The 21256-nt window shown below is 67.6% G+C and carries 22 protein-coding genes; 13 read left to right on the top strand and 9 right to left on the bottom strand.

The window, feature by feature from the left end; genetic code table 11:
• The first annotated feature begins 1 nt into the window (after position 1).
• Both PGN27_RS08235 and PGN27_RS08230 read left to right on the top strand, forming a co-directional pair.
• On the top strand, positions 2 to 916 hold the full coding sequence (locus tag PGN27_RS08235; protein WP_335325696.1) for an alpha/beta fold hydrolase: 915 nt from the start codon (positions 2 to 4) through the stop codon (positions 914 to 916).
• On the top strand, positions 903 to 2156 hold the full coding sequence (locus PGN27_RS08230; protein ID WP_335325695.1) for a WS/DGAT domain-containing protein: 1254 nt from the start codon (positions 903 to 905) through the stop codon (positions 2154 to 2156). Before PGN27_RS08235 ends, PGN27_RS08230 begins: the two co-directional genes overlap by 14 nt.
• A gap of 41 nt (positions 2157 to 2197) precedes the next feature.
• On the opposite strand, the gene PGN27_RS08225 is transcribed toward PGN27_RS08230, so the two are convergent.
• Together PGN27_RS08225 and PGN27_RS08220 are read right to left on the bottom strand one after the other, a co-directional pair.
• Positions 2198 to 2596: a RidA family protein gene (locus PGN27_RS08225; protein WP_335325694.1), complete on the bottom strand. Its 399-nt coding sequence runs from the start codon at positions 2594 to 2596 to the stop codon at positions 2198 to 2200.
• Positions 2593 to 3198: a TetR/AcrR family transcriptional regulator gene (locus PGN27_RS08220; RefSeq protein ID WP_335325693.1), complete on the bottom strand. Its 606-nt coding sequence runs from the start codon at positions 3196 to 3198 to the stop codon at positions 2593 to 2595. Before PGN27_RS08220 ends, PGN27_RS08225 begins: the two co-directional genes overlap by 4 nt.
• Before the next feature lie 24 nt (positions 3199 to 3222).
• Here PGN27_RS08220 and PGN27_RS08215 point away from each other — a divergent pair, with 24 nt between their 5' ends.
• Both PGN27_RS08215 and PGN27_RS08210 read left to right on the top strand, forming a co-directional pair.
• Entirely contained in the window at positions 3223 to 3972 is a 750-nt protein-coding gene (locus PGN27_RS08215; protein ID WP_335325692.1) for an SDR family NAD(P)-dependent oxidoreductase, read from the top strand.
• A gap of 22 nt (positions 3973 to 3994) precedes the next feature.
• Entirely contained in the window at positions 3995 to 4504 is a 510-nt protein-coding gene (locus tag PGN27_RS08210; protein WP_036461824.1) for a DoxX family protein, read from the top strand.
• Positions 4505 to 4561: 57 nt separating this feature from the next.
• On the opposite strand, the gene PGN27_RS08205 is transcribed toward PGN27_RS08210, so the two are convergent.
• Positions 4562 to 5452 (bottom strand): NAD(+)/NADH kinase, encoded by an 891-nt coding sequence (locus PGN27_RS08205; RefSeq protein WP_335325691.1) that lies wholly within the window; start codon positions 5450 to 5452, stop codon positions 4562 to 4564.
• A 73-nt stretch (positions 5453 to 5525) separates the two neighbouring features.
• Positions 5526 to 6524, bottom strand: a complete 999-nt coding sequence (locus PGN27_RS08200; RefSeq protein ID WP_335325690.1) for an SPFH domain-containing protein — start codon at positions 6522 to 6524, stop codon at positions 5526 to 5528.
• A gap of 84 nt (positions 6525 to 6608) precedes the next feature.
• Here PGN27_RS08200 and PGN27_RS08195 point away from each other — a divergent pair, with 84 nt between their 5' ends.
• Both PGN27_RS08195 and PGN27_RS08190 read left to right on the top strand, forming a co-directional pair.
• Positions 6609 to 7298 (top strand): NUDIX hydrolase, encoded by a 690-nt coding sequence (locus PGN27_RS08195; RefSeq protein WP_335325689.1) that lies wholly within the window; start codon positions 6609 to 6611, stop codon positions 7296 to 7298.
• Positions 7299 to 7349: 51 nt separating this feature from the next.
• Positions 7350 to 9113 carry a DUF3556 domain-containing protein gene (locus PGN27_RS08190; protein WP_335325688.1) on the top strand — a complete coding sequence of 588 codons (1764 nt, stop codon included), beginning with the start codon at positions 7350 to 7352 and terminating at the stop codon, positions 9111 to 9113.
• Positions 9114 to 9142: 29 nt separating this feature from the next.
• Here PGN27_RS08190 and PGN27_RS08185 read toward each other — a convergent pair whose 3' ends face one another.
• Complete coding sequence (locus PGN27_RS08185; protein ID WP_036461829.1) at positions 9143 to 9940, bottom strand: FadR/GntR family transcriptional regulator; 798 nt, start codon at positions 9938 to 9940, stop codon at positions 9143 to 9145.
• Positions 9941 to 10117: 177 nt separating this feature from the next.
• On the opposite strand from PGN27_RS08185, the gene PGN27_RS08180 reads away from it, so the two are divergent.
• The 3 genes from PGN27_RS08180 to PGN27_RS08170 are packed head-to-tail and all read left to right on the top strand — an operon-like array spanning position 10118 to position 13224.
• The gene (locus PGN27_RS08180) at positions 10118 to 11275 is read left to right on the top strand and encodes a thiolase family protein (protein WP_030136224.1); all 1158 of its coding nucleotides are present in this window, start codon (positions 10118 to 10120) and stop codon (positions 11273 to 11275) included.
• Positions 11272 to 12078 carry a crotonase/enoyl-CoA hydratase family protein gene (locus PGN27_RS08175; protein WP_030136223.1) on the top strand — a complete coding sequence of 269 codons (807 nt, stop codon included), beginning with the start codon at positions 11272 to 11274 and terminating at the stop codon, positions 12076 to 12078. The genes PGN27_RS08180 and PGN27_RS08175 overlap by 4 nt, the downstream gene beginning before the upstream one ends.
• A gap of 3 nt (positions 12079 to 12081) precedes the next feature.
• On the top strand, positions 12082 to 13224 hold the full coding sequence (locus PGN27_RS08170) for an acyl-CoA dehydrogenase family protein (protein WP_030136222.1): 1143 nt from the start codon (positions 12082 to 12084) through the stop codon (positions 13222 to 13224).
• Positions 13225 to 13462: 238 nt separating this feature from the next.
• Here the strand turns inward: PGN27_RS08170 and PGN27_RS08165 are convergent, their stop codons facing one another.
• Entirely contained in the window at positions 13463 to 14221 is a 759-nt protein-coding gene (locus PGN27_RS08165; protein WP_335325687.1) for a fasciclin domain-containing protein, read from the bottom strand.
• A gap of 181 nt (positions 14222 to 14402) precedes the next feature.
• A complete protein-coding gene (locus PGN27_RS08160) occupies positions 14403 to 15650 on the bottom strand; it encodes an MFS transporter (protein WP_335325686.1) in 1248 nt (415 codons plus the stop codon).
• Positions 15651 to 15732: 82 nt separating this feature from the next.
• Between PGN27_RS08160 and PGN27_RS08155 the strand changes: the two genes are divergently transcribed.
• The 4 genes from PGN27_RS08155 to PGN27_RS08140 are packed head-to-tail and all read left to right on the top strand — an operon-like array spanning position 15733 to position 19113.
• Positions 15733 to 16722 carry a GlxA family transcriptional regulator gene (locus PGN27_RS08155; protein ID WP_335325685.1) on the top strand — a complete coding sequence of 330 codons (990 nt, stop codon included), beginning with the start codon at positions 15733 to 15735 and terminating at the stop codon, positions 16720 to 16722.
• Positions 16706 to 17227 (top strand): gamma carbonic anhydrase family protein, encoded by a 522-nt coding sequence (locus PGN27_RS08150; RefSeq protein ID WP_208545017.1) that lies wholly within the window; start codon positions 16706 to 16708, stop codon positions 17225 to 17227. The genes PGN27_RS08155 and PGN27_RS08150 overlap by 17 nt, the downstream gene beginning before the upstream one ends.
• Positions 17228 to 17267: 40 nt before the next feature.
• Complete coding sequence (locus PGN27_RS08145) at positions 17268 to 18395, top strand: NAD(P)H-binding protein (protein WP_335325684.1); 1128 nt, start codon at positions 17268 to 17270, stop codon at positions 18393 to 18395.
• Between the two features lie 7 nt (positions 18396 to 18402).
• The gene (locus tag PGN27_RS08140) at positions 18403 to 19113 is read left to right on the top strand and encodes a CPBP family intramembrane glutamic endopeptidase (RefSeq protein ID WP_036461834.1); all 711 of its coding nucleotides are present in this window, start codon (positions 18403 to 18405) and stop codon (positions 19111 to 19113) included.
• A gap of 4 nt (positions 19114 to 19117) precedes the next feature.
• On the opposite strand, the gene tet(V) is transcribed toward PGN27_RS08140, so the two are convergent.
• Complete coding sequence (gene tet(V), locus PGN27_RS08135; protein WP_335325683.1) at positions 19118 to 20380, bottom strand: tetracycline efflux MFS transporter Tet(V); 1263 nt, start codon at positions 20378 to 20380, stop codon at positions 19118 to 19120.
• A gap of 41 nt (positions 20381 to 20421) precedes the next feature.
• Positions 20422 to 21216, bottom strand: a complete 795-nt coding sequence (locus PGN27_RS08130; protein WP_335325682.1) for an enoyl-CoA hydratase — start codon at positions 21214 to 21216, stop codon at positions 20422 to 20424.
• Positions 21217 to 21256: the final 40 nt, after the last annotated feature.

Genomic DNA, 21256 nt, shown 5'->3' with positions numbered 1-21256 from the left:
CGTGGCAGCGGGCACCCTGGAGATCGTCACCGACGATGTCACGCTGCGCGCGCTGACCTGGGGCGACTGGACCGACGCGACCGCCCCGGTCGCGGTCTGCCTGCACGGTTTCCCCGATACCGCCAACGGGTGGCGCGAGGTGGCGCCGCGGTTGGCCGACGCGGGTTGGCGGGTGGTCGCCCCGTTCATGCGCGGATACGCACCGTCCTCGCTGTCGGCACTGGACAGTTATCACGTCGGCGCGTTGATGGATGACGCGCTGCGGGTACTCGACGCCGCCGGACCGACCGGTCGCGATGTCATCATCGGCCACGACTGGGGTGCGATGGCGGCCACCGGTTTGGCAGCCATGCCGAACAGTCCGTTCGTGAAGGCGACCATCATGTCGGTACCGCCGTCGGCGGCGTTCCGGTCGCGCACCGGTCTCGCCGATGCCGGCCGGCTGATGGCGCGCCTACCCCGGCAGCTGCGCCGCAGCTGGTACATCCTGTTCTTCCAATTGCCTTGGCTGCCTGAGCGGGTCGCCGAGCGGGTGGTCCCGCGATTGTGGCGGGACTGGTCTCCGGGATACGACGGTACCGACGATGTCGGCCAGGTGCTGCAGGCCATCGGCGCGCCGGCCAACTGGCGGGCGGCGCTGGGTTACTACCGCGCGATGGTGCGCAACTCGAGGCCCCCGGCCCGCTATGCCGAACTACAGCGGCACTGGTTACAGGCACCGGTGCTGCCGACGTTGTATCTGCACGGCAGCGATGACGGTTGTGCCTCAGCCGATTACACCGAGTGGGTGCGTCGGGTGTTGCCGACGGGCAGCTCCGCGCGGGTGGTCGAGGGCGGCGGGCATTTTCTGCAGCTCGACCAGCCCGACGCCACCGCGCACCACATTCTGGAGTTCATCGGAAGTGTCCACCGATAGGTTGACCGCGGTCGACGCCCAGATGTTCTGGATGTCGGCCAAGATCCCCAACGACACGTTCCTGCTCTACGCCTTCGACGGTGTGCCCGATGACCTTGACACGGCCGTCGACGAGTTGATCGCCAACGCGCGCGCCTCCGTCGATCTGTCGCGCCGTGTGCACGACGAATCTCGGCTGCAGTACCCGCAATGGGTTCCTGCCGAGGTAAATCGGGACCGGTTGACCACTTATCCACCCGGCGATTGGGCCGCCTGCCTTTCGGCCGTGGTGGCTTTGGTCGACCATCAACTCGATGCGCGGGTGATGCCCTGGCGCATCCACCTTTTCATCGATATCACCGATGTCCCAGGTGTCACAGGACCGGCAACCGTTGCGGTACTGCAGATCACCCACGCCCTCGGCGGTGGCGGGCGGACCTGCGCACCCGCGGCGGTGATGTTCGGCAGGCGCGCCGTCGTGGAATCGATCCGACCCAGGTATGGTCACCCGGCGCTGCTGGTGTGGCGCAGCATCGAGGCGGCCAAGGCGCACCGAGAGTTGCTGCGCGACACCGAGGCTGGGCGCGTACCGGCCCCGGCGCCGCCGAGGCCCCCGCTGCGCACCAACGCCACTCCGGCCGGCCTGCGCAGCATGCGCACACTGGTGTTCGACCGCGCCGAGCTCGCCGGTGCGACGGTGACCGTCGCCGCGCTGTCGGCCATCTCGGCGGCGCTGGACGATCACTTGTCCGCGCTCGGGGAGGACACATCCAGGCTCGGCGCCGAGGTCACGATGACCAAACCGGGCCCGCGCCGTGCCTACAACCATTTCGGCACGGTCGGCGTCGGCCTGCATCCCGATCTTGCTGTGCCCCAACGCCGTGCGGCGATTGCCGGCGAACTCGCCGACCGTCGCGCCCGTGCCGCGCATCCGGCGATGCGTGCCTCCGATCGTGCCTTCGCGGCCACCCCGGCGCCGCTGCTGCGATGGGGTGTGAGCCAGTTCGATCCGGCGGTGCGGGCGGCGGCGGTGACCGGGAACACCGTGGTCTCCAGTGTCAATTGTGGCCCCGCGGATTTCGCCTTCGGCGGGAGGCCGGTGCGGCTGGCGGCGGCGTTCCCGGGGCTGTCACCGATGGTCGGGCTGACCCACTGTGTGACCGGTGTCGGCGACACCATCGCGATCAGTGTGTTCGCCGCCGAGTCGGCGGTCGGTGACGTCGACGAATACCTGGAGCGGCTGGGATCCGCTTTCTCGTAGATTTGTGGAGGCGCACCCGCACTGAGGGCGGCTGCGGCTCCTCAGATCACGGCGGTGGCGGTCAGTTCGATCAGCTGTGCGGGGTGGATGAACCCGGCCGCGCCGATCCAGGTGCTGGTGGGACGGTGTTCCCCGACCCAATCACGCAGTATGGGAAGACAACCCGACAGCGCAGTCAGGTCGCGGGCATAGATGGTCCAGGCGACCAGCCGGGTCCGGTCGGTGCCCGCGGCGATGAGTGAGCGATCGAGCACGTCGAGCACGAAACGCAACTGCACGTCGAGATCCGGACTGACCACGTCGAATTCGGGCGTCAGCGGTGCGATACCGGACACATACACCGTGCCACCGGCGACGACGGTCTGCGAGATGCCGAGTTCGGCGAACGACTGCGGGCTCAGGTAGCCGATTTCCGGTGACGCCCGCACGATATCGGTCATCGGGCACTCCGCAGGCCCCGGATGCCGATGTCGAGAGCGGCCTCCAGGTAGCCGATATCGCCGGTGGCCATCAGGATTCCGACACCACCCTGCACCCCGGCCAGCAATGCCGCGGCTGCTTGTTCGGCGTCCACGCTCACGTCGACCTTGTCCTGGCTCTGCATCGCGCGGATACCCGCGGTGATCTCGTCGTGCCAGCGCCGCATCAACGACTCGGTGACCGCCTGTGCTCCCGGTGTACTGCGCCCGATCTCGGACATCAGGGTGCTCAGTGGACAACTCGGGCCCTGGCGGCGGTAGCGGTCCACCACGGTGTCGCGCCAGCGCTGCCAGGCCGCCCAGGAGGTCAACGCACCCAGGTGGGGTTGTTGGTCGGCGAGCACCTGTTCGGCCTCGTGGCGGGCCACCTCCAACAGCAGTTGCTCCTTGCCGCCGGGGAAGTAGTGGAACAGTTGGCTCTTCGATGTCGCGGTGCGACCCATGATGTCGTCGAGGGTGGTCAGCACCACCCCGCGATCCCGGATCTCGGCGGCCGCACCCTCGATGATGCGCTGCCGGGTGGCGGCTCCCTTGCGGGTCAGATTTTGGACTTGCAGGTCCATTTTCATCGGCCTACACATGGACTCATGAGTCCGAACACTACGCTTTTCGCCGGTCGCACAGCATTGATCACCGGCTCCACCGCCGGTCTCGGGGTGGCCATCGCCCGCGCGTTTGCCGCGGCGGGCGCGGATGTCATCGTCACCGGTCGCAATGCGCAGCGCGGTGCCTCCGTCGTTGCCGATATCGGCGCGCGCGGGGGTCGGGCGAGCTTCGTCGCGGCCGATCTGGCGGCAGGCGAGGGCGCGGTGCGGGACATGGTCACCGCTGCGGGGGAGGTCGACATCCTGGTCAACAATGCCGGGATCTGGTCCACACCCGAGCCGACCGAACGGATCTCGGAGGCCACCCTGCTGGAGTCCTATCGGGCCAATGTCATCGCCCCGTTCCTGCTGACCGGCGCGCTGGCACCGGGGATGGTCCGGCGCGGCCACGGTGCGATCGTCAACATCGGATCCATCACCGGGTTGATCGGTGGTGACAAGTCGGCGCTGTACAACTCGACCAAGGCCGCCGTGCATTCGCTGACCAAATCGTGTGCGGCCGAGTACGGACCCGTGGGGGTGCGCGTCAATGCCGTCGCGCCGGGCCCGATCGCCACCGAACGTGCTGCCGAGTCCGCCGACCACGTTGCGCCCGTGCTCGCACGTATCCCGTCCCGACGGATGAGTACCCCGGACGAAGTCGCCGCGGCGGTGCTGTTCCTGGCCTCCGACGAGGCCGCCAACATCCACGGCGCGGTGCTCAGTGTGGACGGGGGATGGGCAGCAACGTGACAGATGGCCTACATTTTGTCACGTGGCTTCCGATACAGCGCTCCTCGTCCTGCGGGTCGTCCTCGGCCTGACCATGGCCGCCCACGGCTATAACAAGTTCTTCGGCGGCGGCCGGATCCCGGGTACCGCCGGCTGGTTCGACAGCATCGGCATGAAACCGGGCCTGTTCCACGCCCGGGTGGCCGCAACAACCGAACTCGCCGCGGGCATCGGTCTTGCGCTGGGCCTGTTGACCCCGATCCCGGCGGCCGGGTTTGTCGCGCTGATGCTCGTCGCGGCCTGGACCGTGCACCGGCACAACGGCTTCTTCATCGTCAAAGAAGGTTGGGAGTACAACCTGGTGCTCGCGGTCGCCGCAGTGGCCATCGCCGGCATCGGACCCGGACGCTACAGCCTCGACCATCTGTTGTTCCCGGGAGTCGGCTGGTTGTCGGGCTGGGGTGGCCTGGCCATCGCGGCCGGGCTCGGGTTGGCCGGCGGCATCGGCCAACTGGTCATCTTCTTCCGCCCGCCGAGCCCCACCTCTCGGTGATTTCGGTGAGGATGCGGGCGGTGACCGCACGTATCCTCACCGAAATCACGAGGGGGGTCAGCGCAGCAGCCGCAACCGCTGCTGCGCCAGCCCGATGGTGATCCGCTGACCCCAGGACAGGGTCAGCGCGTCGGACTCCACCCCGTCGCCGAATGCGACCAGCCGATCGGACTCGACACGCAGGCTCATTGCCGCACCCGTCAACTCACCCTCGACCAGTGCCGTCCCCGTCGCGGGTGATGGCCATGCCTCGCGGACGAACCACGCCAGCCGCGCTTCTTCGGGATCGGGCAGCCGAACACTGCGCGCCTGCTGCTGCCAGATCGAGCGGCACCACCCGGTTGCGCCCGTTCCGGTGGAGACGATCACCCCCGAGGATGCCTGCTGCTCGACCCGACCGTCGGGCAACCCCAGGCTGTATCGGGCGGTCTGGTGGCTCGCATGCCCGACGAAGATCTCATTGAGTGCGGTCAACTGCTGACCGTCGTCGGTTCGTGCGGCAACCATGGCCCGGAACTCGGCGTCGGCGTCGGCGTGCACCGCCGCCCGCAACAACCCGGCCACGGCAGCGGGCGGGTGGTGCACCAGCACGCCCGCGTTGCGGTCGGGATCGGGGTTTATCCCGATGACGGGTTGTCCGAGCAGGTATTTCGCGATGTTGGCCACCAGCCCGTCCTGCCCGACGACGATCACCACGTCCTCGGGCTCGAACAGGAACCGGGACAGGTCCGCACGCTCGACCCGGCCCCGACGCCAATCCGTGGGCACCGCGGCGTCGACCGTGGTCAAGGCCTGCTGAACCAGCCGGTGCCGCTGCTCCAGCTCGGCGATGTCCTGGCCGCGGCTGCTGAGGAAGTAGGCCGCCTGCCCGTGCGTGCCGTGCCGGGCCAGCGCGTCGTCGAGTTCGGTGCGGCGGTGGACGATGACGGCCCGCGGGGGCAATGTCATGGCTCGACTCCTGCTCGTTCCGGTCCTCGCTCGTGCCTCGCTGCGATCCTCGCTCGCCTTCGTCTCGCGGTGCTCATGACGTCGCCCCCAGTCTCGCCAGCACCGGCGCCAGCAGATCCGGTGTCAACACCAGGTGCTCCACCTTGGGCAGATTCGCCGCCAACTCCTTGACGGCCAATCCGATCAGCGTCGCCTCGTCCAGGTCGCGGTAGGCCGCCAGCCGCGCGGCCTCGGCATCGGCTTCCGCCGCGCCGACCAACCGCGCGGCCTGTGCCTGCGCTTCGGCCAGCGCTACCTCGCGTCGCGCCTTGGCCTCGGTGGCGATGGCGTCGGCGGCCCAGGACTCCTGGGTCTTCAGCCGGTCATTGGCACCGTTCTGAGCCACCAACTCCTCTTCGCGACGGGCGAGTTCGATCTTGGTCTGCAACTCGTTCTCACCGATGGCGCGCTCGCGTTCCACGGCCAGCGCGCGCCGCTCGAAGGTCGCCTTGTCGGCATCCTGCTGCACCTTTTCGCGCGTCGGCGTCTGCAGGGCACGCTCGACCTCGGGTTCGGGCCGGATGGCCACCACCCGAACGCCGATCACGGCGATGCCGGTTTCGGCCAGGCGCGGATCGGCGGTGAGCCCGCCGCTCATCCGCTCCCGGACCGCGGTGATCCCGTCTACCAGTGCATCGGTCAGCGCGGTGCGTGCCAGCAGATCCAACGCGTGCTGCTGTGCCGATTCGGTCAACAGGCCGGCCACCTGCTCCAGCGGTGCCGCTCGCCACGCTCCGGTGTCGACGTCGATGGCGAAATCGATACGGGCGGCGGCCAATGCGGGATCGACGATGCGGTACGTGACCGTCGCCTGCACGGTGACGTCCTGGAAATCGGCGGTGCGGGCATGGAAGAACAACGGCAGTTCGCGGTCGTCCAATGGAATCTCCGACAGGGCCGCGGTGAGCGGGCGGAACCAGAACGCCAATCCGGCCCCGTCGTGGTTGACCTTCCCGGACCGCAGTGCGCGGATGTGTGCGGTCGGTGCCACCCGCAGGTGACGGATCAGTGGGTATCGGGTGATCACGGCCATCGGGCCACCTCCTCGTTGATTATCGTCATTTCGACGATAAGCCCGGACGTCGCTTTTCGTCAAGATGACGATTACGCTGCAGGAGTGTCCTACGACTCCGGTGACCATCCGCCGGTCGCCGTCGCCGTCGATCTGGTGACGCTGACCATCCGTTCCGACGAACTGTGTGCGCTGATGGTGCGCCGGGGAGTGGAGCCGTACCGTGATCGCTGGGCGTTGCCCGGCGGTTTCGTGCGCCCCGACGAGGATCTCGATGCGGCCGCCGCACGCGAGCTGGCCGAGGAGACCGGCCTGACGACCGACCGGCTGCACCTGGAGCAGCTCGGTAGTTACGGTGCGCCGCAACGTGACCCGCGGATGCGGGTGGTTTCCGTCGCCTACCTCGGGTTGGCGCCCGATCTGCCGCTGCCCACCGCCGGCGGTGATGCCGACGGCGCCCAGTGGCTACCGGTGGCCGGACTGGACGGCCTGGCGTTCGACCACGATCGGATCCTGGCCGACGGGGTCGAACGGGCAAGGGCCAAACTGGAATACACGCCGCTGGCCGCCACGTTCTGTGCTGCCGAATTCACCGTCGCCGAACTGCGTCGTGTCTATGAGATCGTCTGGGGGACAACGCTGGACAGTCGGAACTTTCATCGCAAGGTGACCGGGGCCGAGGGATTTCTGGTGCCCACGGGCCGTACCACCGGACGCGATGGCGGCAGGCCGGCTCAGCTGTACCGGCGGGGAGACCTGCAGCTGTTGCACCCGCCGATGATGCGCGCCGGGTGAGATCGCGGAAGTGCTGGCGGTCACACTAGAACACGTTCTAATCTGACCGGCATGGGATTCCTGAAGCAGAACACTCCGGTGATCGACTTCGAGGAGTGGAGCAAGGGCACCCGCGCCGAACGGATCATCCCGATGGCGCGGCACTGGGCCGAGGTCGGCTTCGGCACACCGGTGGCCCTGCACCTCTTCTACGTCGTGAAGATCCTCGCCTACATCCTGGTGGCCTGGGTCCTGGTGCTGTCCACGACCGATGGCCTCGGCGGCTTCACCGATGTCAGGTCCTGGTACGCCGAGCCGATCCTGTACCAGAAGGTCGTCTTCTACACGATGCTCTTCGAGGTCGTCGGCTTCGGCTGCGGGTTCGGGCCACTGAACAACCGCTTCTTCCCGCCGATGGGATCGATCCTGTATTGGTTGCGGCCCGGCACCATTCGCCTGCCACCGTGGCCCAACCGCATCCCGCTGACCCGCGGTGACGGCCGCGCCGTGCTCGACGTGGTGCTCTACGCGGCGCTGCTGGTGGTGCTCGTCATCGCGCTGTTCTCACAAGGGACCGGCCCCATTCCGGAACTGGGCACCGAGGTCGGGGTGCTGCCGGTCTGGCAGACAGCGACGATCCTCGGCCTGCTGGCGCTGGCCGGGCTGCGCGACAAGGTGATCTTCCTGGCCGCCCGCGGCGAGGTGTACGGATCGCTGGCGTTCTGCTTCCTGTTCAGCGGCGCCGACATCATCATCGCCGCGAAGCTGGTGTGCCTGGTCATCTGGCTGGGGGCCGCCACCTCGAAGCTCAACAAACACTTCCCGTTCGTCATCTCCACGATGATGAGCAACAACCCGATCTTCCGCTCGCCGGCGATCAAGCGGAAGTTCTTCGAGCACTTCCCCGACGACCTGCGGCCCGGCTGGCGCTCCCGGTTCATCGGACACTTCTCCACCGCCGTCGAGGGACTGGTGCCGCTGGTGCTGTTCTTCAGCCACGGTGGCGTGGCCGGGGCGGTCGCCGCGGCGATCATGCTCATCTTCCATTTCGGCATCCTGAGTTCCATCCCGATGGGTGTGCCGTTGGAGTGGAACGTCTTCATGATGTTCAGCGTGCTGACGCTGTTCGTCGGGCAGGCGCCGATCGGGCTCGGCGACCTGAACAGCCCGTGGCCGCTGCTGCTGTTCGCCGTCGTCGCGGGCACCGTCGTGCTGGGAAATCTGTTCCCGCGCAAGGTGTCCTTCCTGCCCGGCATGCGTTACTACGCCGGGAACTGGGACACCTCGCTGTGGTGCATCAAACCGTCGGCCGATGCGAAGATCGCCGCGGGCATCGTCGCGATCGCGAGCATGCCTGCAGCCCAGCTGGAGAAGTTCTACGGCAGCAAGGAGGCCGCGCAGATCCCGATGTACATGGGATACGCGTTCCGCTCCTTCAACACCCACGGACGTGCCCTGTTCACCCTGGCCCACCGGGCGATGGCCGGGCACAACGAGGACGACTACACGCTGACCGACGGCGAGCGGATCGTGTCCACCGCCATCGGGTGGAACTTCGGCGACGGCCACATGAGCAACGAGCAGTTGGTCGCCGCCCTGCAGGCGCGCTGTCATTTCGAGCCCGGCGAGGTGCGCATCGTCATGCTCGACGCGCAGCCGATTCATCGCCAGACCCAGCAGTACCGGCTGGTGGACGCCGCGACCGGAGAGTTCGAACGCGGCTACGTCAAGGTCGCCGATATGGTGACCCGTCAGCCGTGGGATGACACGGTGCCGGTCTACGACGTCGTCAGCCCACCGACTCTGCGTCAGGGGCGCGAGAGTGCGAGTGGCTGAGGCTCTCGCCGCAGAGTCAACGGGAAGAGCTATCCCATGACATCGCGGACCTTGACGGTCTCCATGCCCTTGAGCAGTAGTTCGCGGGCGGTGTCGAGATGTTTGCGCCAGTGCGCCTCGGCGGCCCCGCCGTCACCCGAACGCATCAACGTCATCAGCCGCTTGTAGGACCGCATCAGCATCTCGAAGTCCGACTTGGACAGCGGGCGATTCTCCTTCATGGCGAAGGCGGTGTGCCGCACCGTGATCTCGTGCAGCATCCCGGCCATGATCGTCAGCGTCGCGTTGCCCGACAACTCCACCATGCGCTGGTGGAAATCGCCCGTCGTCTCCGCCATGCGGCCCGTCTCGCGTCCGGACGGGACATACTCGGCGATCATCGTGTCGAGTTCGTCGAAGGCCGCCGTGTTCCCCGATTCGGTGAGCAGTCGCACCGCCATCGGCTCGATGCCGGCGCGCGCGGTCATCACATCGGCGATGGTGGCCCCGGACAGCTCCAGGAGCAGACCCACCGGGCGAGCGACGATCTCGGGGCCGGGCACCCGCACCCGGGCGCCGGTGCGCGAACCGCGGCGCACCTCGACGAGCCGCTCGGACTCCAGCACCCGCACGGCCTCGCGCAACGTGGGGCGGCTGACCCCGAAATGCGCCATCAGTTCGGCCTCGTTGGGCAGGAAGTCGCCCTCCTTGAGCTGGCCGTCGACCACCATGCGCCGCAGGGTGCCCGCGACCAGTTCGGCGGTCTTCGGACTCCGGATGGGCGCACCGGCCACCGAGGGAACGGCATCGCGGCCGATCATCGGTGAAAGCGGGGTGCTGCCTGCCACGGTGGGCTCCTCTGGGCTAACGTGCGTCGTAGGTGTTCAACTCAGTAAACCATGTCGGCGCATGCGCGGCCGGTATCCGAGTTCACCGGTCGTCTACCAACCAGTAGGTTGACCTAGTAAACCTTCTGCTCTACCTTCACCTATATATAGCGCCTACAACCTTCGAAGGAGAAGCTCATGGCTGAAGCGGTCATTGTCGAAGCGGTTCGGTCACCAGTCGGGAAGCGCAACGGCGCCCTGTCCGGTGTGCACGCCGCCGACCTGTCGGCGCAGGTGCTCAACGGTCTGGTCGAGCGCGCCGGCGTGGACCCCGCCCTGGTCGACGATGTCATCTGGGGCTGCGTCATGCAGGCCGGTGAACAGGCCCTCGACATCGCGCGCACCGCGGTGCTCTCCGCAGGTTGGCCCGAGACCGTTCCCGGTGTGACCGTGGACCGCCAGTGCGGTTCCAGCCAGCAGTCGCTGCACTTCGCCGTCGCCGGCGTCATCGCCGGACATTACGACGTCGTGGTCGCGGGCGGCGTGGAGTCGATGTCGCGCACCCCGATGGGTTCCTCGCTGGCCAACGGCGGGCACCCCTACCCCGACGCGTTCCGCGCACGCTACGACCAGACCCCCAACCAGGGTGTCGGTGCCGAGATGATCGCCGAACAGTGGGGTTTCTCGCGCACCCAGCTCGACGAGTTCTCGCTGAGCTCGCATGAGAAGGCCGCCGCTGCACAGGATTCCGGTGCCTTCAAGGACCAGATCGTCGGTATCAAGACCAAGGACGCCGATGGCAATGACACCGTCGTCCTCGAAGATGGCGGCATCCGCCGCGGCGGCACCGTCGAGTCGATGGCCAAGATCAAGCCGGCCTTCCGCGAGGACGGCGTGATCCACGCCGGTAACTCCAGCCAGATCTCCGACGGCTCGGCCGCGCTGCTGATCATGTCGGCGGACAAGGCCAAGGACCTCGGTCTCAAGCCCATCGCCAAGGTGCACACCGCGGTGCTGGCCGGGGCCGACCCGGTCATCATGCTGACCGCGCCCATCCCGGCCACCCAGAAGGCGCTGGCCAAGTCGGGTCTGAGTGTCGATCAGATCGGTGCGTTCGAGGTCAACGAGGCGTTCGCGCCGGTGCCCATGGCGTGGTTGAAGGATATCGGCGCCGACGAGAGCAGGCTCAACCCCAACGGCGGCGCCATCGCGCTGGGCCATCCGCTCGGCGGTTCCGGTGCCCGCATCCTGACCACCCTGCTTTATCACATGCGGGACAACAACATCCAGTACGGCCTGCAGACCATGTGCGAGGGTGGCGGCCAGGCCAACGCGACCATCCTGGAGCTGTTGTGAGCGACGAGCAGCCGGGCAGCGCCCCGGGGGCGCTGACAGAACGTCGCGGTAACGTCCTGATCATCACGATCAACCGGCCCGACGCCCGCAACGCGGTCAACGCGTCGGTGTCGACCGCGGTTGGCGACGCCCTGCAGGCGGCCCAGGACGACCCGGATGTGCGGGCCATCGTGCTGACCGGCTCGGGGGACAAGTCCTTCTGCGCCGGAGCAGACCTCAAGGCGATCTCGCGCGGGGAGAACCTCTTTCACCCTGAGCACCCGGAGTGGGGCTTCGCAGGCTACGTGCGGCACTTCGTCGACAAGCCGACGATCGCGGCGGTCAACGGCACCGCCCTCGGCGGCGGCACCGAACTGGCTCTGGCCAGTGATCTGGTCGTTGCCGAGGAGCGCGCGAAATTCGGTCTGCCCGAGGTGAAGCGCGGTCTGATCGCCGGTGCGGGCGGGGTCTTCCGCATCGTGCAGCAGTTGCCGCAGAAGTTGGCACTTGAGCTGGTGTTCACCGGCGAGCCGCTGTCCTCGGCCGACGCGCTCAAATGGGGTCTGATCAACAAGGTCGTCCCCGACGGCACCGTCGTCGACGCGGCACTGGAACTGGCCGAACGCATCGCGGTCAACGCACCGTTGGCGGTTCGGGCAAGCAAGCGTGTGTCCTACGGGGCCGTCGACGGCATCGTCGCCGCCGACGAGCCGTTCTGGAAGCAGACGTTCGGTGAGTTCGCGACGTTGCTGAAGACCGAGGACGCCATGGAGGGACCGCTGGCCTTCGCGCAGAAGCGCGAGCCCGTCTGGAAGGCGAAGTAAGCAGTGAAGAGACTGGTTTTCGAAACCGAGCACGAGCAACTCCGGGAAACCGCCAAGCAGTTCCTGGAGAAGGAGTGTCTGCCCAACGTGGAGAAGTGGGAGGCCAATCGTCTGGTCGACCGCGAAGCCTATGTTGCCGCAGGCAATTACGGCCTCATCGGGTTCAACATGCCCGAGGAGTACGGCGGCGGGGGAGTCGACGATTTCCGCTTCAACGCGGTGATCGTCGAGGAATTCGCCAAGTTCGGACTGGCCTGCCCGGGCATCAGCCTGCAGAACGACATCGTCGGCCCGTACTTCAAGAACCTGGCCACCAAGGAGCAGCTGGACCGCTGGATGCCCGGCTTCGCCAGCGGTGAGTTGATCGGCGCCATCGCCATGAGCGAGCCCGGCGCCGGCAGCGATCTCGCCGGTATCCGCACCACCGCGGTGCGCGACGGTGACGACTGGATCATCAACGGCTCCAAGACCTTCATCTCGGCCGGTATCAACTCCGACCTGGTGGTCGTGGTGGCTCGAACCGATCCCGAAGCCGGCCACAAGGGCTTCTCGCTGCTGGTCGTCGAGCGCGACATGGAGGGCTTCACCCGCGGCCGCAAGCTGGACAAGATGGGACAGCACGCCGCCGATACCGCCGAGCTGAACTTCGAGGACGTTCGCGTCCCCGCAGCGAACCTGCTCGGTAAGGAGGGCAGGGGTTTCTACCACCTGATGGAGAACCTGCCGTCCGAGCGGCTGTCGATCGCCATCGCCGGCGTCGCCGGAGCGCGCGCCACCTTCGACGAGACGCTGCAGTACGTCAAGGACCGCAAGGCTTTCGGGCAGCCGATCGGCAGCTTCCAGAACAGCCGCTTCGTGATGGCCGAGCTGGAGACCGAACTCGACATCGCCGAGCAGTATGTGGATCGCTGCCTGCAGGCCGTCGTCGACGGTGAGCTGACGGCGGTGGAAGCCGCCAAGGCCAAGTGGTGGTGCACCGAGCTGGGCAAGAAGGTCGTCGACCAGTGCCTGCAGCTACACGGTGGCTACGGCTACATGAACGAGTACCGGGTGGCCAAGGATTATGTCGATGTGCGCATCCAGACGATCTACGGTGGCACCACCGAGATCATGAAGGAGATCATCGGCCGAGACCTGGGTCTGTAGAGCCGACAACGAGAACGGCGCCCACTCCTCAGGGAGAGGGCGCCGTTTTTCGTGTTTGCGGCTACCTGGCTTCAGTCACTGGGCGGCGGCCGGTGCGGCCACTGAAGCCGGGTGGTTCCGACGGCGCTTTTCCCTACTTGGCGTCAGCCGCACGATCGGGAAGGGCCGAGCGACTGCGCGCACGCAGAAACGGCGCCCGACTTTTCAGTGGGCGCCGTTCCGACGGAGAAGGGAGGACCTATCCGGCTGCGGTCTGGGTCACCGTGACGGTCACCGGGGTCTCGGCGGCACCGGAGGTCGGCGTCGCCGAGGTGGTGGTCTCGGCGGCCGAGCTGCTCGTCGTGGTGGTCGCGCTGCTCGACGTGGTGGTCGGCGTGACGCTCGCCGGAGCAGTGTTCGGGTCCAGCACGGTGTCGATGATGTACACCCGCATGTGGTCGGCGCCGATCCCGCCGCAAGTGACCTTGGCCTGCTCGTTGACGGTCAGGTTGTTCTCGTCGCCCTTGACGGTCACCGGCTTGCCCTGCTGGGTGTAGATGATGCCCTCGATGTCGTTGGGGGTCAGGATGCCCAGCGCCATGTGGTAGTAGACGGTGGCGGTCGCGGCGACCGGGTCGGTCTTGAGCGTCTCGAGCTGCTCGGGGGTGAGCTTGGCGAAGGCCTCATTGCTGGGCGCGAACACGATGTAGGGGCCGTTGTCGAGCACGGCGGCCACATTCACGGCCGGGTTCAACTGCCCGGAGACCAGCTCGCTGAAGGTCGAGATCTCCGGGATGCTCGCCAGCGCGGTCGAGGACTGCGCCTTGGACAGCACGGCCAGCGATCCGGGGCCGGACGCCACGGATTTGACGGCCTCACAGCCCGATCCCTTGGGCTCCGGGATCACCATGTTCGGGGTCGTGGGTTCTTCGGCCTGCGCCGTGACCGCGGTTCCCGCGAAGACGATGGCCGCCGATGCGACGGCGACGCCGAAGAGCTTTCCGGTGCGAGCGTGCACGTATTTTCCTCCGCTCAAGACAGGGTGTCTGTGTCCCTGGGTTGGTCGGCGCGCAGCAGCGGAAACTCTGAGATCTCCAGCGTTGCCCACCGTCAGCTAACTGATGTTGACGAGCCATGGCGTCCCCGCAGCGCCGGTTGAATCGTATGCGGCGGCCCCGGTGAGGCCAAATGCGGAGCCGTCAGCCTGCCGGGCGGCGCACCGCTGCGCACAGCAGTGCCGCGATCAGACACAACCCGGCAGCAAGGTAAAACGCCAGGTCATACTGGCCCTGGAGATCACGGATCCAGCCGGCACCGGCCGCGGCGGCGGCCGCCCCGAGCTGATGCGCGGCGAACACCCAGCCGAACACGATCGGCGCGCGGGCGCCGAAGAATTCCCGGCACAGCACGATCGTCGGTGGCACGGTCGCCACCCAGTCCAGACCGTAGAAGATGACGAAAACCCAGGTGCTCGGTTCGGCGTGCGGTGACAGCAGCGACGGCAGCAACACCAGCGACAGACCCCGCCCCGCGTAGTAGACACACAACAGGATGCGCGGGTCGACGCGGTCGGTCAGCCAGCCCGAGAAGATGGTCCCGACCACGTCGAGCACGCCTATGGTCGCCAGCAATCCCGCGGCCAGGGTTGTCGGCATTCCGTGGTCGTGGGCGGCCGGGATGAAGTGTGTGCCGATCAGTCCGTTGGTGGTCATGCCGCAGATGGCGAAGCTGGCGGCCAGCAGCCAGAACGGCCGGGAACGCAGCCCGATGCGCAAGCCCTCGAATGCGGCGCCGAACGAACCGTTCGGCACGCTGGCGGGCTCGTCGGAGGTCGCGCCGTAGGCGGTCAGTCCGACGTCCTGCGGACGGTTGCGCATGAACACCGCCACCAGCGGGACCACCGCCACCGCCGCTCCCGCGACGATCAGTGCCGCCCAGCGCCAGCCGTGCGTCGTGGTCACCTGGGCCACCACGGGGAGGAAGATGAGCTGCCCGGTGGCGCTCGCGGCGGTCAACACCCCGGTGACCAGACCCCGGCGCGCCTCGAACCACCGGGTGGCGACGGTGGCCACGAAGCCCATGGAGATGGCGCCGGTGCCGATTCCGACCAGTACGCCCCACAGCAGCACCAGTTGCCAGCCGGTGGTCATCACGGTGCTCAGCGCCGATCCGGCCGCGATCAGCGCCAGCGCGCCGGCCAGCACCGGGCGCACGCCGAGTCTGTCCATCAGTGCGGCCGCGAACGGCGCGGTGACGCCGAACAGCGTCATGTTGACCGACATCGCCAGCCCGATGGTCCCGTGGCTCCAGCCGAACTCCTCGTGCAGCGGCACCATGAACACGCCGGGGACCGACCGGAACGCGGCGGCGCCCAGCAGTGCGACGAAGCTGACGCCGGCGACCACCCAGGCCCAGTGCACCCGACCGGGGGCGCGCAGAACTGTCATGCCATGACTGTCACCGAAGGGAGTGCCGTCCACCAGTGGCATAAATGACAGCACTCGTCAAAAACGTGCCAAACTGGATCGCATGCACCGCGTCGCTGTACTGCTGTTGCCGCCGGTGGTGGGCTTCGACGCCACCATCGCCCCGACGCTGTTCGGCAGCGCCGCCGATATCAGCGGCGATCCGCTGTATGAGGTGATCACCTGCGCCGTCGCGCCGGGTGCGGTGCCCTCGACCAACGGGTTCGCCATCCTGCCCGCTGCCGGACCGGAGGCGTTGGCCGATGCCGACACCGTCGTGGTCCCCGGCACCCGCTATGCCCCGGCACGTGTCGAGGGCACCCTGGAACCCGCGGTGCGCGCAGCACTGGCCGGAATCCGCCCGGGTGCCAGGCTGGTGTCGATCTGCACCGGCGCGTTCGTCCTCGCTGCCGCGGGCGTACTGGACGGGCGGCCCGCCACCACGCACTGGCGGTATGCCGACGCGCTGCGCGCGCTGTACCCGGCCGTGCGATTGGACGAGAACGTGTTGTTCGTCGACGACGGCGACGTGCTCACCTCGGCCGGGCTGGCCGCCGGAATCGACCTGTGCCTACACATCATTCGGTCCGACCACGGTGTCCAGGTGGCCAACGATGTGGCGCGGCACTGCGTGGTGCCGCCGTGGCGGGAGGGTGGCCAGGCACAGTTCATCGATCGGCAGGTGCCGGTGTCCGATCACGCCTCGACGGCGGCGACCAGGCAGTGGGCGCTCGATCATCTGGACGAGCAGCTGACCGTCGAGCAATTGGCGGGGCACGCGCATATGAGCGCGCGCACCTTCAATCGCCGCTTCCGCGCGGAAACCGGTGAAGCACCGGCGAGTTGGATTCGCAACCGGCGCCTGGACCGCGCCAGGGAACTACTCGAATCGCAGGACCTGTCCATCGACGAGGTTGCTCGCCGCGCGGGGTTGGGCACGGGCGGAAACCTGCGTCACCATCTGCGCCGTGGCGTGGGGATGTCGCCGTCGAGTTACCGCAAGGTGTACCAGGGGAGCCGATCGCGGCCCGTTTACCATGACGGCCATGGCTGAACCGCTGATCATCCCCATCCAGGGCCGGGCCCCGCAGTTGCACGCCGAATCCTGGGTGGCCCCCAATGCCACCGTGATCGGGCAGGTCACCCTGGCCGCGAAGGCCAGTGTCTGGTACTCGGCGACCCTACGGGCCGAGTTCGAACCCATCGAGATCGGTTTCGGCTCCAACCTCCAGGACGGCGTCACCGCGCATGTCGACCCGGGCTTCCCGGTACGAGTCGGCTCCGGGGTGAGTGTCGGCCACAACGCGGTGTTGCACGGCTGCACCATCGAGGACGACTGCCTCATCGGTATGGGCGCCATCGTGCTGAACGGGGCCGTCATCGGCGCAGGCTCACTGGTCGGGGCCGGCGCGGTGGTGCCACAGGGCACGGTGGTGCCCCCGGGGTCCCTGGTGGCCGGTGTGCCCGGCAAGGTCCGGCGCGAGCTCAGTGATGAGGAAAAGGCCGGTAACCAGCTGAATGCGCAGGTCTACCAAGGTCTGATCGAGCTCCATCGCTAGCGGCGCTTAAGTTCTGCGCGGCCTGGGTACGTTGGGGCGTATGCGGATCTTGATGACCGGTGCGACGGGCTACATCGGCTCCCGACTGGTCGGCGAACTGCTCGAGGCGGGCCACCAGGTCGTGGTCACCAGTCGGAAACCCGAGCGGCTGCGCGATTACGGCTGGTTCGACGAGGTTTCGGTCGTCCAGCTGGACGCGCGTGAGAAGGACTCGGCGACAAAGGCATTCAGCGACGCCGAGCAGATCGACACGGTGTACTACCTGGTGCACGGCATCGGGGATCCCGGATTCCGGGAGGTCGACAATCGCGCCGCGGCCAACGTGGCGAAGGCCGCCAAGGCTGCCGGTGTGGGCCGCATCGTCTATCTCGGCGGATTCGTCCCGGGTGACGAGGAGCTCTCCGACCACCTGGCCGGTCGCGCCGAGGTCGCCGAGGCGCTGACCGAACCCGGCGGTGCGGAGCTGGTGTGGCTCGGCGCGGCATTGATCTTCGGCGCCGGGTCTACGTCATTCGAGATCCTGCGATATGTCGGCGATCGCTTTCCGGTCCTTCCGATCCCCAGCTGGATGCACAACCCGATAGATCCGATCTCCATCCGCGATGTCCTGCACTACCTGGTGGCCGCCGCCGATCCGGAGCGCGTTCCCGCCGGCTCGTATGACATCTACGGCCCGGAGCGAACCACCTATCGCGACCTGCTCGCCAGCTATGCCCGCCTGGCCGGCAACATCAGGGTCGAGATCCCGGTGGGCCCGGTGCCCACGGTTCTCGCCTCCAAGGTGTCAGCGCTGGCTTTACCCGTGCCGGGCAGCCTGACCGCGGACCTCACCGCATCCCTGGACTACCCGATGGTGGCCACCGACGCGGGACTGCGGGAGCGGGTCTCCGACCCCGACGGGGGTCTGCTCGGTGTCGACGAGTCGATCCGTCGTTCGCTGACCCGGCATCGGCGTCGCCCGGTCAACGATCTGGCCGACCCGCACCATCTGGCCGACACCGATCCGGATTGGGCCGGCGGCGATTCGGCCCGCATCCGAGAACTGTCACCGTCGATTGTGCGCCCCGCGCTGGGCGTCCTGGCCCCGCTGCCCGGTCCCGCGCGGGCGACGGTACGCACGGGTCTGGAGGTCCTCGCCGAGATCGCCGCCAAGGTGGATCCGAGGTGAGCCAGCGGTGACGAACCGGACGAAATGGACCGGAGAGCTTCGCCGGATCGCGGGCCGCAAGGCGCCGCCGTCGGACGAGTCGGCCGCCGTGGTCGGCCGGCGGAAGTTCGTCGTGGTCGCGGTGCTGCTGGTGGGTGCCGCGCTGCTCGGTTACTCGCTGAGCCGACCGCCCGGCGATGACACCTTCGTCTGGCTCACGCTCGCGTTGGCCGGGGTGTGGGCCGTCGGTGCGTATCTGTCCGGACCACTACACATGGGTCGGGTCGATTTTCGTGGCCGGATGCGTCGCCCCGTCATCACCGGAACGGCGATCGGACTCGGGCTCAGTGCGGTGTTCGTGGTCGGCGGGTTGGTGGCGCGCGAGATCCCCGGTGTCAACGACTACATCCGCGATGTGCTGGAGTACTCGAAGTCCGGGCCGCTGTATCTGATCGTCTTCATCACGGTGATCAACGGACTCGCCGAGGAGATGTTCTTCCGAGGGTCGCTGTACACGGCGCTGTTGCGGCACCGTCCGGTGCTCACCTCGACGGTGTTGTACGTGATCGCCACCGCGGCCACCACCGGCAATCCGATGCTCGGTTTCGCCGCGATCGTCCTCGGGACCGTCTGCGCGTTCCTGCGCCGCGCCACCGGCGGGGTGCTGGCCCCCATGCTGGTGCACTTCTTCTGGGGACTGGTGATGGTGCTGGCCCTGCCGCCCATCTTCGGGGTCTGAGCTCTCAGCTGTCGAGCGGGTGCTCGATCTCGTCGCGCGACATCTGGGCCATCAGATACGCAGCACCACCGAGCAGCACCGGGCCCACCCCGGCCGCCAGGAAGATGGTCTCGACGGCGATCACCTTGGACAGCGGGCCGACCAGCGCCATCGATACCGGCATGAACACCAGCGAGACGAAGAAGTCCAGGCTGGACACCCGGCCGAGCATCGACGGCGGTACCCGGCGTTGCAGGAGCGTGCCCCAAATGACCATCGCCGCACCGCTTGTCGCCCCGACGACGAAGGACGCCACCGCCATCCAGGCAAACGATGTGGTGTAACCGATGACGACGATCGGGATGTTTCCCACCGTCCAGGACGCCATCATCACCGTCAAATAGCGGCGGGGTAGCGTTCGCGAGGACACCGCGAGTGCGCCGATCGCGCTGCCGAGCCCGAAGGCGGCCAGCACGAAACCGAAGATGCGCTCGCCGTGCTCGAAACGCGCATTGGTGATGAACGGCAGCAGGACCTCGATCGGTCCCATGATCAACAGGATGAAACCGCTGGCGAACAACAGGGTCGCCAGCAGCCACGGTGTGCGCACCATGAAGCGGAATCCCTCGCGCAGATCGGCGAGGACGTGAGTCTTCTCCCGGGTGACCTCGCCGGGTTGTGTGACCGGACGGGTGGCGATCAGCAGGCACAGGCCGAGACCGAAGAGCGCCGCGCACACGACGGCACCGACGGTGGGGAAGGTGGCGCCGATCAACACGCCCGCGACCGCAGGGCCGATCGCCTGTTGCAGTGTCGGGCGCATGACGCCCTCGATCCCGTTGGCGGCCAGCAATTGTTCGGCCGGCAACAGCCGCGGCAGGATGGCACTGTAGGCCGGGAAGAAGAATGCCGCCCCGATGCCGAGCGCCGCGGCCGCGACGGCCATGTGCCACAGGGCAAGCTCGCCGAGCAGACCGAGCACGGCGACGGCAGTCACCGCGGTGGTGTTGACCGTCTCGACAACGATGATGATGGCGCGCTGGGGAAATCGGTCGGCAGCGATACCGCCGACCAGGACGAATGCCACCAGGCCGATGGCCAGGCAGCTGGCCACCAGGGACAGTGCCGCGGGGTCGTTGCTGATCGCGATGACCTGCAGGGCCATCACGACGGTCCACATGCCGGTGGCGAAGATCGAGCACGCCACGGCGGCGATCAGCAGCCGGTAATCGCGGATCTTGAAGGGTGCGAGTACGCGCCAACCGCGGGCGTCCACATGCGTACTCACGTGGTCGATGGTGACGCAGTGCCGGCGCTCAGTCCACTGATTTAACTGTCGCGGAAGGCGGGTTTCCTGCCTTGCTGGAAAGCCTTGGCGCCCTCCACGAAGTCGCCGGCGGCGAGCAGGGTCAACTGACCCTCCCGCTCGCGTTCGATTGCCGCCTCCAATTCGGTGAGCGTCGCCTCGTTGATGGCCTGCTTGGTCTTACGCAGCGCCACCGCGGGCCCGCCGGAAAGCGTGGCGATCACGCTGTTCACCGCCTCGTCGAGATCCTCGGGCGCGTGCACCGAGGTCACCAGGCCCCAGTCGTAGGCCTGTGTGGCGGTGATGCGTTCGGCGAGCAGCGCCATCCGCTGCGCGCGGATCCGGCCGACGGCCGCGGCCACCAGGGCCGAGGCGCCGCCGTCGGGCATCAGACCGATCTTGGTGAAGGCCAACATGAAGAACGCCTTCTCCGAGGCGAGGACGATGTCACAGGCGATGGCCAGCGAGACACCGACGCCTGCGGCGGGTCCCTGCACCACCGAGACCACCGGTTTGGGCAGTGCGACGATCGCACGCACCGCACGGTTGGCACCGTCGAGGGCTCGGCGGGGGCCGTCGGTGTCGGACTCGGAGACGTCCTCGGCGCCGATACTGGCACCCGAGCTGAAACCGCGGCCCGCGCCGGACAACTTCACGACGCGGACCGCAGGGTCGGTGGCGGCCTGTTCGAGCGTGTCGGCGATGCCGTTGAGCATGTCCTCCGTCAGCGAATTCAGCGTGTCGGGGCGATTCAAGGTCACCGACAGCACGCCGTCGCCGAGCTGTACGAGGAGCTGATCGATGCTGCGATAGGTCATCTGTTGCCTTCACGTTCGGCGGGCGGGTGGCCCGAAGCCG

It is taken from the genome of Mycolicibacterium neoaurum, from assembly GCF_036946495.1.
GTDB classification, from domain to species: domain Bacteria; phylum Actinomycetota; class Actinomycetes; order Mycobacteriales; family Mycobacteriaceae; genus Mycobacterium; species Mycobacterium neoaurum_B.
The sequence above is the reverse complement of the archived record's forward strand: the minus strand, read 5'-3'. Positions and strand labels throughout refer to the sequence as shown.